At 75.1% G+C, this 12,548-nt stretch carries 7 protein-coding genes and 1 pseudogene; 2 read left to right on the forward strand and 6 right to left on the reverse strand.

All coding sequences use genetic code 11. The features are described 5' to 3' along the window. Positions 1 to 99: 99 nt before the first annotated feature. The 4 genes from C1A33_RS12650 to guaB form a co-directional block, all read right to left on the reverse strand. The gene (locus tag C1A33_RS12650; RefSeq protein ID WP_101831717.1) at positions 100 to 3,165 is read right to left on the reverse strand and encodes a hypothetical protein; all 3,066 of its coding nucleotides are present in this window, start codon (positions 3,163 to 3,165) and stop codon (positions 100 to 102) included. A gap of 319 nt (positions 3,166 to 3,484) precedes the next feature. Continuing rightward, complete coding sequence (locus C1A33_RS12655) at positions 3,485 to 4,780, reverse strand: hypothetical protein (RefSeq protein ID WP_101831718.1); 1,296 nt, start codon at positions 4,778 to 4,780, stop codon at positions 3,485 to 3,487. 169 nt (positions 4,781 to 4,949) lie between these two features. Beyond that, complete coding sequence (locus C1A33_RS12660; protein ID WP_101831719.1) at positions 4,950 to 6,080, reverse strand: GuaB3 family IMP dehydrogenase-related protein; 1,131 nt, start codon at positions 6,078 to 6,080, stop codon at positions 4,950 to 4,952. A 192-nt stretch (positions 6,081 to 6,272) separates the two neighbouring features. Continuing rightward, positions 6,273 to 7,868 carry an IMP dehydrogenase gene (guaB, locus tag C1A33_RS12665; RefSeq protein WP_101831720.1) on the reverse strand — a complete coding sequence of 532 codons (1,596 nt, stop codon included), beginning with the start codon at positions 7,866 to 7,868 and terminating at the stop codon, positions 6,273 to 6,275. A 394-nt stretch (positions 7,869 to 8,262) separates the two neighbouring features. Between guaB and C1A33_RS12675 the strand changes: the two are divergent. After that, positions 8,263 to 8,574: pseudogene (locus C1A33_RS12675) on the forward strand (DUF5319 family protein); the annotation flags it as partial. An 891-nt stretch (positions 8,575 to 9,465) separates the two neighbouring features. Next, positions 9,466 to 9,798, forward strand: a complete 333-nt coding sequence (locus tag C1A33_RS12680) for a WhiB family transcriptional regulator (RefSeq protein ID WP_011602341.1) — start codon at positions 9,466 to 9,468, stop codon at positions 9,796 to 9,798. 216 nt (positions 9,799 to 10,014) lie between these two features. Here the strand turns inward: C1A33_RS12680 and groL are convergent, their stop codons facing one another. Both groL and groES read right to left on the reverse strand, forming a co-directional pair. Next, positions 10,015 to 11,661, reverse strand: coding sequence for a chaperonin GroEL (gene groL / locus C1A33_RS12685; protein WP_101831722.1), 1,647 nt, complete (start codon positions 11,659 to 11,661; stop codon positions 10,015 to 10,017). Between the two features lie 127 nt (positions 11,662 to 11,788). Then, positions 11,789 to 12,094 carry a co-chaperone GroES gene (gene groES, locus C1A33_RS12690; protein WP_009740479.1) on the reverse strand — a complete coding sequence of 102 codons (306 nt, stop codon included), beginning with the start codon at positions 12,092 to 12,094 and terminating at the stop codon, positions 11,789 to 11,791. Positions 12,095 to 12,548: the final 454 nt, after the last annotated feature.

Below are 12,548 nucleotides of genomic sequence, written 5' to 3' on the forward strand. Positions count from 1 at the left end.
CAACCGGGGTCCGCGGTCGAGTCGATCACATCGGCGGCGAACCGGAGGGACCCGACATTTTGCCGCATTTGCTTACGGTCGGCATAGGGTCGGGTCTTCTCAGTTCACTCCGCAGAATCGATGTGGTGCCGAACCACTCGCCTTGAGTTCGAGCGTGCCCTGCGCCTTGCCACGGATTCCCGCGCCCGGCTTGGCGATGTGCACCGCGGACAGATCCTTGAGCGGCCCGCTGGTGAACTTCACGTCGCCGATCACATTCCCGCCGTCGTTGCCGGACACCGGCGTGATCGTGTACTGCCCGGCGGTGCCCTGCCAGGTGTACTCGCCCGCCGTACGGGCGACGACCAGCACCCCGACGACATCCTTGGACAGCGTCAGCGGGCTCGTCCCGGTCATCAGGCGGCACTGCCAGCTGCCGTCGATCATCGCCCTGCCGACCAGGGCGTCGGGGTTCGTCGTCGCCGGGCCCTGGGCGGCGTCGGCCGACGGGCTCGCCGCCGCGGGCGACCCACCGCCGCCGCCCCCGCCGCGCAGCACCACGTAGCCACCGATCCCCAGCAGCACCAGGACCAGCGCCACCGCCAGCGGGCCGAGCCAGCCCTGCCGCAGCCAGGCCAGCCAGTCCGCGGCCGCCGGCTCGTCCTCGCCCCGGCGTGGATCCGCCTGGTCCGCCGGATCGAGCAGGCCCGACGGTGTCGCGTCGCGGGCGGCTCGCCGGTGCGGGCCCGAGTGGGTACCCGCCCCGGCCCGGCCCGCCGAGCGCCGGGCCCCGGGGCCGGTCGCGCCGCCCCGAGCCGACCGGTCGGCCGTGCGGCGCCGCCGCTCGCCGGTCTCGGCCCGGGCCCGCTCCCCCGCCGCCGCGTCCGCGGGCGCGGCGGCCCGCTCGCCCGAGGGCGAGGCCACCGGCTGCAGGCTGTTCGTGTCGGCGACCGGATTCGGGGTACGGCGGCGATCCGCGGGGACGCTGCGCCCGCTGGGCTTGCGCACCGAGCGGGACGGCTGCCAGCCGCTGTCGTCGCCCGCCGGATCGCCGGCGCCCGACCGGCCCCGCCCGCCGGAGCGCCGGGTGACCAGCGAGGTCATCTCGGCCGGTGTCTCGGGGCGGCGGCCGGGCGTGGCCGCCGCCCGCCCGGTCTGACCACCCGGTCCCGGCGACCCGCCGGGACCGGACGCCCGCCCGGCAGCGGGAGCGTCCGCCGGGGCGGCCGCGTCCGGCCGGTACAGCGGCCGGACCGTCGTCATCGTCTCCTCGACCCGGCGCACCACCGCGCGCCCGGGCCGTGCGGCGCCCGGCGGCGCACCCGGCCGGCCGGCGGCGTCGCCGGGCTGGGCCCCGCCACCGGCGGGGGCACGCCAGCCGGTGCCCGCTCCCGGCGCGGCTCCGGGGGCCTGGGGCGCGCCGGGCGGCTGAGGGGCTCCGGGCGGCTGTGGGGCTCCAGGCGGCTGGGCGGTCGGGAGCGGATCCGTCACCGCCGGCCCGCGGGCACCCTGCGCCGGGCGGCGGCGCACCACCGGCAGCGGCCCGGACAGCGGATCCGCCCGGTCGCCGATGAGGCCCGGCAGTCCAGGCGGTGGCAGCGGGCGCACGAAACTGCCCGTGTCGGTCAGCGGGTTGCGCCAGCCCGACGGGCGGGCCGCGGCGCCCCAGGGGTCCCGCGACGGGTCGGAGGCCCGCGGGTCACCGGCCGGGGAACCCATCGCCCGGGCATCCGCGGGCGGCGGTGTCGGGGCGTGGCCGACCGCGGAGCGGCGCGTGCCGGGAACGGATTGGTCGGCGGGCCCGGCCGCGGCGTCGGAGCCCGCCGGCGGACGGGCGGCGGCGGGACGTGACTGGCGCGAGGGCCGCCTGGCCAGCGCGCCCGGGCCGTCCGCTCCCGCCGCCGTACCGGGGCGGCCCGTCGCGCCGGTGCCGCGCGACCCGCTCCCGGGCAGGTAACCGTCGCCACCGAAGCCGCGGGGTGGGGTGGAGGGATACGGCAGGGCCTGGCCGGTGGCCGTCGGGTCCGCGCGCAGCGGATCGTCGCCGGGCGAGGCGAACGGGCGCAGCCGCGGCGCGCTGTGCCCGTTCCACGGATCTGACCGGGCCGGCGCGCCCGTGGGGTCCCCAGGCGCCGTTCCCGGCGCGGCCGGCCCCGAAAGGGGGCTCGAACCGGCGGGCGGGGACGGCAGGGGCATCGGACCGGTGCGGGGCCCGTTCGACGGCACCGGGCGGGCGGAGATCGGGAACCCGCCGGTGAACGGGTCGGTGTAGCCGTCCCCCGTCCCGTCCTGGGGTGGGGGGCGGCGAGCGTCACCGACCCGCACAGAGCCCGTCGACGGCCCGTCCCAACCCGGCTGGGCGCGATGGCCAGGGCCCGCTCCCGGCCACGCGCCCCCCATCGAGATGCCCCCCGTGGTGGCGCCGCCGGTCCCGGCACCCGCGCCGGGCACGCCGCCGCGGGCGGATCCGCGTTCACCCGCCAGCGGGGCGCCGGGGGCCGGCGGATGACCGGGCGGAACCGGACTGACCGACGGCAGGTACGACATCGGCCCGCCCCCACCGGGCGCGGCCTGCCGCCCGGCTGGCGGCGGATACCCGCCGTGCGCCGCCGGCCCGCCGTGCGCCGCCGGCCCGCCATGCCCGGGGGATGCGGAGTGCCCGGGGGATGCGGAGTGCCCAGGCGGTGTGACGTGCTGCCCGGGCGGTGTGACGTGCTGCCCGGGCGGTTCCCCGTACGTGGAGGGTGGCGGCGGGGCCGGGCGGACCGGCGGGGTCGGGCTGGGCGGCGCGACCGAGATCCCCGACGGGCTTGCCGGGCGCGCCGGACCGTCGTTCCAGGTGCTGGTGACGTCGAAGGGGTTGCTGGTGACGTCGAAGGGGTCGGCGGCGCGGGCCGGCGCCGCAGCGGCCCGCGCGTCGGGGCCAGGCCCGTGCGGGGGCGCCGGCGCCGGGGCGGGCGGCCATGGCGTCGGGCCCCACGTCGGCATCGGCGCCGCGGGGGACGGCTCGGGCTCACCGACCCGCTCGACCGCGAAGAAGTCGTCGTCGCGCCGCGGTGGCACCGGCTGGTTGAGATCGGCGTCGTGGGTCGTCACCCGGCCGTCACCCGCCCGGCGGTGGGGCCACGCCGCAGCCGTGGCGTGGGAGGCGGGGCCGCGCGGCGGCGTGTCGTCGTCGGGCGGCATCTCCCGCCCTCCAGGTCAGCACGCTCGCCGTCGCGATCGTGCGGCCATGCATCGTGTGAACCGTGTCGTCGCAACCCGCACCCAGCCGGCTCGGGCGGTCGGGAGCCAGCCGGCTCGGGCGGTCGGGAGCGGCGCCACTCGGAGACGTCAGGCCCCGGGACGCGGCGCCAGGAGCCGCCCCGCCGTGACCGCATCGCTATGTGTGATGGACGTCTTACCCTGCGAACGGCGAAAAAGCAATCAACCGCAGGATCCCCCGCGAGCCGCCCCGGCAGAATTGTGACGTTGGTGCTGTTCGCCCACTTTACACGGATCGCGGTCATCGCTTGTCACGGCAGGCTGCGTAGATCTCGCGCACGATCCGCTGCGACGAATCGGACTGCACGTTGGCACTGAAGCGCTGGTACTCCTCCTGGGTGTACGTCGCCTCGAGTTTGTCCAGCGTGCAGGTGCAGTAGCCCTCGTTGCCGTTGCTCACGTCCAGGCACGAGCTGAGGTAGGCGTCGCGGACGCTCTTGTCGTAGATCCCCTTGCCGGCCGCCGCCGTGCCCGTCGACGACCCACCGCCCGAGCCGCCGCCACCCAGGGCCAGGAATCCGGCGATGCCGAGACCCACGCACACCAGCACCACGACCGCCGCGATGAGCAGCGGCGGACGATCGCGCACCTGCCGGAGCAGCCCGCCGCCCCGACCGGCCCCGCCGCGGACGGCCCCGGCTGGCGCCGGTCGGGCCCCACGGTCGGCGAAGCGGCCGCCCGACGGTGCCCACCCGGACTCGGCCGGCTCGCGGTTGTCGTCATCGGGGTCGCCGTCGACATCGACATCGCCGGCAAAGCCGGGGTCGCCGTCGTCGACGTCGTCATCCCAGTGCGCGACACCGGTCGCGCGGGCGGGCGGGGTGCCGGCGCCCATCGGCGCGGCGATGCGGCGGATCTCGCCGGTCGACTCCCCGTCGTCGCCCCAGGCGTCCTCGTCGGTGTCGTGCTCGTCGTCCTCGGCGGCCTCCCGCCGCGTCTGGTCGCCCGCACGTCCCGCGCCCGGCCGTGGCGCGGTGCCGGCGCTGCCTGCCATCCCCGGGCCTGCCACTCGTGCGGCTGGGCCGCCGCCCGGGCCCCGCGCCGCCTCGAGGCCGGGACCGCCCAGCGGGGTGGCGGCCGTCGGCGCCGTCGTGCGCGGGGCGGCGGTCCGCCCGGTCGCGTCAACCGGGACCTGGCCGCCCGTCAGCGCCCACTGGCCGAACTGCCCGGTTCCGCCGAACTGCCCGGTTCCGCCGTAGGGCCCCAGCGCTCCCCCGCCGCGGGCACCCGGACCATCGTCGGACGGACCGGAGACGGACGTGGGGCCGCCGGAGGTGCCCTGGCCGCCACCAGCAGGGCCGGTCGCCGCCGGGCGGGGGACCCCCGCGAGGGGGCCCTCTCCGCCCGGACGGGCCACCGCGCCGGTGATCGCGCGGCCGGGTGACTTCGGGCCGGTGCCGCCCGCGGGCGGCCACGCGGCCGCGCCGCCGGAGCTGGCCGGCGGTGCGGCGGATGACGGCTGCCAGGTCTGGGCGGCCTCGTCCCAGACGTAGGCGCCGTCATCACTGACCCAGCGGCCATGCTCGTCGAGGCGCATCGGTCGTCCTTCGTGCCGGAGACGGACGTTCCCAGGGTGCCATGTCCACGTCAGGCCCGAATCGACCGGGTACCGCCGTGACCACGGGCGGGTCAGCCCACGGTCACGAACCCGACCACCGGTCCGCGCGCCCTCGTCCGGATGCCCCCGTCCCGGACCCCCGCGGCGATCAGCTGGCGGCGTCCACCATGACCTCGGCTTTCTGGAACTCCTTGAGGGTCGCGTACCCGGTCGTCGCCATCGCGGTGCGCAGGCCGCCGGCGAGGTTCAGCAGCCCGGTTCCGGTGGCGGCGCCGGGGCCGGTGACGATCTGGGCGAGGGTTCCCGTCGGGGTGACCGGCGCCCAGCGGCCCCGGGGCAGGTCGGAGTGCAGCACGTCCATCGGCCACATGCCGCCCTGGCCCGGGGCGTCCGACGCGGCGGCGAAGGCCGCGTCGACCATGACCGCGTCGGCGCCGCAGGCGATCGCCTTCGCCACGTCGCCGCCGGTACGCAGGTCACCATGCGCGACGACGTGGACGTAGCGGCCGCCCGACTCGTCGAGGTAGCGCATCCGGGCACCGGCCGCGTCGGCGATCGCGGTGGCCAGCGGCACGCCGACGCCGAGCACCTCACGGGTGCGGTCGCCGAGTCCCGAGCCGACGCCGACGATGACGCCGGCGGCACCGGTCCGCATCAGGTGCAGCGCGGTCGAGAACGATGCACAGCCGCCGACCAGCACGGGGATGTCGAGCTCGCCGATGAAGCGCTTGAGGTTGAGCGGCTCGGTGCCCCGGGACTGGTGCTCGGCGGACACCGCGGTGCCGTGGATGACCAGCAGGTCGACACCGGCGGCCAGCACGTGCTGGGACAGCGCCCGTACCTTCTGCGGCCGCAGCGCCGCGGCCACCGTCACGCCGGCCTCCCGCAGGTCGCCGATGCGGCGGGCGATGAGGTCCGGGTCGACCGGCGCCTCGTACAGGGCGCGCAGCCGCTCCGTCGCCGCCGCCTCGCCCTTGTGGACACCGAGTTCGGTGAGCTCCGCGATGAGCGACTCGGGCTCCTCGTGCCGGGTCCACAGGCCCTCGACGTGCAGCACCCCCAGCCCACCGAGCTGGCCGAGGGCGATCGCCGTGGCCGGCGAGGTGACGGCGTCGGCGGCGACCGACACCAGCGGCAGCTCGAAGCGGTAGGCGTCGATCTCCCAGGCCAGCGAGACGTCCTTGGGATCCCGGGTGCGCCGCGACGGGACGACGCCGACCGCGTCCAGGCTGTACGCGACCCGCGCGCTCTTACCGATCCCGATCTCGACCTCTGCCACTGCGTGCCCTCCCGCCTGGGCCGGCGGGCTCACCGGCCGAACCTGTCCCGTCCCTGCCCGGGTCGCCCGGCTGCCCGCGTCCGCCCGGGATGCACCAAGGTGCCACAGCCGGGCACGCCGCGGCCACCAGGACGGTCCCGCCGGCGCTGGCACCGGCACGACGACCGGACTGGCCGGCGCAGCCGCCGGCGGTCAGCGGGCGGAGTTGTAGTTCGGCGCCTCGACGGTCATCTGGATGTCGTGCGGGTGGCTCTCGATCAGGCCCGCCGAGGTGATCCGGACGAGCTGCGCCTCCTCCTGCAGGCGGCGGATCGTCGGCGACCCGGTGTAGCCCATCGCGGCGCGCAGGCCGCCGACGAGCTGGTGCGCGACCGCGGCGAGTGGACCGCGATAGGGCACCTGGCCCTCGACGCCCTCCGGCACGAGCTTGTCGTCGGAGAGGACGTCGTCCTGGAAGTAGCGGTCCTTGGAGTAGGAGCGGGCCGTCCCGCGGCTGCGCATCGCGCCGAGCGAGCCCATGCCGCGATAGGCCTTGTACTGCTTCCCGTTGATGAAGATCAGCTCGCCCGGGCTCTCGTCGACGCCGGCGAGCAGGCTGCCGAGCATGACCGTGTCGGCGCCGACCGCGATGGCCTTCGCGATGTCCCCGGAGTACTGCAGGCCGCCGTCACCGATGACGGGGACGCCGTGCCGGCGGGCGACCTGGGAGGCCTCGTAGATGGCGGTGACCTGCGGGACACCGACCCCGGAGACGACCCGGGTGGTGCAGATCGAACCCGGCCCCACACCGACCTTGATCGCGTCCGCGCCGGCGGCGATGAGGGCCGCGGCGCCGGCTCCGGTGGCGACGTTCCCGCCGATCACGTCGAGCGGGCGGCCGTCGGGGCCGGCCGGGATGTCGGCCTTGAGCCGGCGGACCATGTCGGGCACCGCGCGCTGGTGACCGTGGGCGGTGTCCACGACCAGGAAGTCCACCCCCGTGGCGACGAGCACCTGGGCCCGCTTGTACGCGTCCTCTCCGACGCCCAGCGCGGCCCCGACGACGAGCCGACCGTCCGCGTCCTTGGTCGCGTTCGGGTACTGCTCGCGCTTGGTGAAGTCCTTCACCGTGATGAGACCGCGCAGGCGGTCCTGCTCGTCGACGATCGGCAGCTTCTCGATCTTGTGCCGGCGCAGCAGGCCCAGCGCGTCGTCCGCGGACACGCCGACCGGCGCCGTGATCAGCGGCATCGGCGTCATGACGTCCTGCACCCGACGGGAGTAGTCGCGCTCGAAGCGGATGTCCCGGTTGGTGACGATGCCGACGAGGCGGCCGTCCGGCTGGGTCACCGGCACGCCCGAGATGCGGTAGCGCGCCATCAGCACGTTCGCGTCCTCGAGGGTGGCGTCCGGACCGCAGGTCACCGGCGCGGCGATCATGCCGGACTCGGACCGCTTCACCATGTCGACCTGCTGCGCCTGCTCGTCGATCGACAGGTTGCGGTGCAGCACCCCGACGCCGCCCTGGCGGGCCATGGCGATCGCCATCCGGGCCTCGGTCACCGTGTCCATCGCCGAGGACACCAGCGGCACTGCCAGCTCGATGTGCCGCGACAGCCGGGTCGTGGTGTCCGCCTCGGCGGGAACGATGTCCGACTCCGCCGGCAGTAGCAGCACGTCGTCGAAGGTCAGCCCGAGCATCGCCAGCTTCGGCGGCACCGGCGCGGCGTCGGCGCCGAGCAGGTCGGCGCGGGGTTCGACACCCCCGCCCGCCAGCGAGGACAGATCGGTGGCAAGGGGAACGTTCATGGCACCTTCCGTTCCGGGTTGACCGGTGCCGCGGCGCTGCGGAACCGCCCGACGGCCACGGCCCCGCCGGATGCCTGGACAGGCCGGCCCGGTCGCCCGCCGACGAGCCGAGGGCCGCCGACGGGAACGCGGAAGACGACCTGCCGACGGGCCGGTGGCCGGGCGACGGCCTGCGTCCCATCGTAGATGGCGTTGGCACCGGTGGGCCGCCCCGGCGTGACAGAGATCGCGGCGGCGCCACTGCGGGAACCGCTGCCGGCGGCCGCGGCCGCGACGTGCCGCGTTTGCGCAACGGAAAACGATCCCACGCGCCGAGCGCCCAAGCACCACACAACGGTGCCGAGACTGCAGATCGGGACCACTAAGCAGTCCGGGCAAGCGTAGCGTGGTCGTCGTGAGCGACGAGCCTGTCGACCCCTTCGCGGGTGACCCCGAGGATCCGGCCGCCGAGCTCGCGCGCCTCGACTCCGTCGACGAGCTCAACCTGCTCGAACCGCTGTCCCTGCACGAGCGGGAGGAGGTCCTCGCCGAGCTGGGAGACCTCGACGTCTTCCGCACGCTGCTCGAGCCGCGCGGCTACCGCGGTCTCGTCGTCGACTGCGAGGGCTGCGCTGAGCCCCACTACTTCGATTGGGAGCTGCTGGCTGGCAACCTGCGCAACCTGCTCAACGAAGGGCGCACTCGCGTCCACGAGCCGGCCTTCGCCCCTGATCCGTCGTGCTACGTGAGCTGGGAGTACGCACGCGGCTTCGCCGACGGCGTGTATGAGGCATCCACCGCCTCGGAGGCCGACACCCGCCGATCCGGGCCGGCGGCCGCGGTCACCCGGCGCGGTGACGGCCCACGGCGGGCGCGGCGAGTTCGTGGCACCCGCTCCCCGCCTGTTCACCGCACCCCTCCTCGACTACCGAACGTAACGTCGCACCTCCGCGTTGGCGGCGGGCCGGTAGCCGCGGGACGTGCCGGACCCGGCCGCTCGCGCCCGCGCGGGGCCGGTGACCGGGGGTCGCCGGGCGATTGGCTACGACTTTCGGGCCAGCGTGGCGCTGTCAGCTGGAGGACACCGAACGTACCGCCCGCCCGCCGGCGCCTTCCCGGGGCAGCTCACTGCCAATGCCAGGCCGCGCGACGCCGATGTCGCGCCCGCCGCCGCGGCCAGCGCTGCCTCGCCGGTGCCGCCGCGCCCAGCGCCTCCTCACCCGGTCGCCTCGCCGGTACCGTCCGACGCCACGGCAGGCGCCCCGCGCCTGGCCCGCGCGCCGCGCCGCTCGGCCTCGGCCGTCATCCGGACCCGGCGATCCCGCCGGAGCCGTGTGACCAGGCGATGGCCTGGGTAGGCGAATCATCGTCCACGAAAGCCGTCCGCCGGATCCGCGGACGCGAGACGGGTTGGACCGGCCGTGGTCCCCAGCGGGACGGTCCGTCGGTTCCGCGCCATGTCCCGGTGCGCCGGCACCGAGCACGGCAGCACAGCGGGGCCGACGGCCTGCCGCCGCGGGCTCGCCCGGGTGAATTTTTCAAGATCACTCATAGGGTGACCGGCACTACGGTGAGTCGGCGGCGCTCGCCGCTCAGGTCGAGAGGGGGGTTCAGGCCGATGACCGACGTACGACGACTTCCAGGCCCCGGCGCGGAGAAGTGGGAGTGGCAGCTGCACGGCGCCTGTCGCGGGGAGAGCACCGAGCTGTTCTTCCATCCGGAAGGGGAACGCGGGCCCGCTCGGGCCGCCCGGGAGGCTGCGGCCAAGGCGATCTGCGCCCGATGCCCTGTCATCCGGGCCTGCGGCGAATACGCACTGACCGCCCGGGAACCGTACGGCGTGTGGGGTGGGCTCAGCGAGTCGGAGCGGGAGGCGATCCTCACCGGCCGTTCCCGGCGGGGGGTCGCCCGGCGTGTTCCGGCCCGGCCGGGACTCGCCCCGGCCTGCTGAGCGCGACGGCGCCGTACCGGTACGGAAGCGGGCATCGAGGCGCCGCGGCCCCGATCACCCGGGACGGGTGATCGGGGCCGGCGGGCTCACCCGCCGCGGCGAAGAACGCGGCCGGCCGGCCTCCGCGAGGAGGCCTGGCCGCCGCGTTCGTCGCTGCGGGCATGCCGGGTGGGATCGCGCGCGTGGTTCGGCCCCGGCCCCACCCGGCGGCCGCGGTCAGAAGCCGGGACCCTGAGGGTGGCTGTGACCGTGGCTGTGACTGTGACCGTGCCCGTGGCCGGGCTCCGGCTCGGCCGGCTTCTCGACCACGAGGCTCTCGGTGGTGATAAGCAGCGCCGCGATCGAGGCGGCGTTCGCCACCGCCGACCGGGTGACCTTGACCGGGTCGACGACGCCGGCCGCGATCAGGTCGGTGTACTCGCCGGTGGCCGCGTTGTAGCCGCGGCCCGGCTCGAGCTCCTTGACCTTGGAGACGATGACCGCGCCCTCCTGGCCCGCGTTACGCGCGATCCAGGACAGCGGGGCGTCGAGCGCGGAGCGCACGATCCGGACACCGGCGAGCTCGTCACCGGTGCGGCCCAGACCGTCATCCAGAACGCTGGTGACGTGCGCCAGGGCGGAGCCACCACCGGCGACGATGCCCTCCTCGATCGCCGCGCGGGTCGCCGAGACGGCGTCCTCGAGGCGGTGCTTCTTCTCCTTGAGCTCCACCTCGGTGGCGGCGCCAACGCGGATGACCGCGACACCGCCGGCGAGCTTGGCGAGACGCTCCTGGAGCTTCTCCCGGTCCCAGTCGGAGTCGCTGGCCTCGATCTCGGCCTTGAGCTGCGCGACGCGGTCGCTGACGGACTCGGCGGTGCCGGCGCCGTCGACGATCGTGGTGTTGTCCTTGTCGACCACCACACGCCGCGCGCGACCGAGGTCGGCGAGGGTGACGCCGTCGAGCGACAGGCCGACCTCGGAGGCGATCACCTGCCCGCCGGTGAGCACCGCGATGTCCTGCAGCATCGCCTTGCGGCGATCCCCGAACCCGGGGGCCTTCACCGCGACGACCTGGAAGGTCTTGCGGATGGCGTTGACGACCAGGGTCGACAGGGCCTCGCCCTCGATGTCCTCGGCGATGATCAGCAGCGGCTTGCGCTCCTGGACGACCTGCTCGAGCAGCGGCAGGAGCTCGTTCAGCGCCGCGATCTTGCCCGGGTAGAGCAGGACGTACGTGTCCTCGAGGACCGCCTCCTGCGCCTCCGCGTCGGTGACGAAGTACGGCGAGATGTAGCCCTTGTCGAACTTCATTCCCTCGGTCAGCTCGAGGTCCAGCCCGAGGGTCTGGCTCTCCTCGACCGTGATGACGCCGTCCTTGCCGATCTTGTCGATCGCCTCGGCGATCAGGTCGCCGACCTTGGCGTCCTGCGCGGAGATCGCCGCGACCTGGGCGATGGTCTCCTTCGCGCTGACCTCGACGGCCTGCGCGAGCAGCGCCGCCGACACCGCCTCGACTGCGGCCTCGATGCCCGCCTTCAGCGACAGCGGGGCCGCACCCGCGGTGACCTGCTTGAGGCCGAACCGCACCATCTCCTGGGCGAGCACGGTCGCCGTCGTGGTGCCGTCGCCGGCCACGTCGTTGGTCTTGGTCGCGACCTCCTTGGCCAGCTGCGCGCCCAGGTTCTCGTACGGGTCGTCCAGCTCGACCTCGCGCGCGATCGTCACCCCGTCGTTGGTGATCGTCGGCGCGCCGTAGGACTTGTCGATGACGACGTTGCGCCCGCGGGGACCGATCGTCACCTTCACCGCGTCGGCGAGGGCGTTGACGCCGTGCTCGAGCGCGCGGCGGGCGTCGGAGTTGAACGTGAGAATCTTCGGCATACCTGAGGTGTCCTCTCCCGACACCGAGGCCGGCGGCGAAACGCAAGGGCGCGCCCCGCCGGCGCACCCGGCAACAGCCGGGTGGCACCAGCGGGGCGCGCCCCTGGCGTTGCTACCGGCGAGCGGCCTACTTCTCGATGATCGCGAGGACGTCGCGGGCGGAGAGCACGAGGTACTCCTCGCCCGAGTACTTGACCTCGGTGCCGCCGTACTTGCTGTAGAGCACCACGTCGCCGACCTTGACGTCGAGCGGGACGCGCTTGCCGTCCTCGAACCGGCCCGGGCCGACGGCCAGGACGGTGCCCTCCTGGGGCTTCTCCTTGGCCGTGTCCGGGATCACGATGCCGGACGCGGTGGTCTGCTCCGCGTCGGACGGCTGCACGACGATGCGGTCCTCAAGAGGCTTGATAGCAACCTTGGTGGCGGTCGTCACGATCGACCTCCCCCTTCCTACGCTGGATGAGAGAGCGACCCTGGCGGCCTGCCGTCGCGGGTGAACAGGCGCCTGTCGTCGCTGGCACTCTCATGTGCCGAGTGCCAACCTAGCACCCGCACCACTCACGTCAACCAAGATGGTGCGGATCTGTCAACACGGCAGCGAACGGCGGCGCGGACGTGCCGGCCACACCCGACGGGCCGGCCCCGCCGACCGGCCGGCTTCGACGCGGTCGCCGCGCGCCCGCGTCGACCAGCCGCCCTCGGCGTGACGGGAGTTCCACGTGATCTGGATGTGGGAGGCCAGGGCCGCGCCCGGCCGCCTGGACGACCTCCGGCGCTGGGCGATCGAGGCGCTCGCCGACCGGGAAGGTGAGGTGTATCTCAGCCACCAGCCGGCCGGCGACCTCGTCGTGATCATCCTCCGAACCCCCACCCCGGCACCCCCGAAC

Source organism: Frankia canadensis, assembly GCF_900197875.1.
Taxonomy (GTDB): Bacteria; Actinomycetota; Actinomycetes; order Frankiales; family Frankiaceae; genus Frankia; species Frankia canadensis.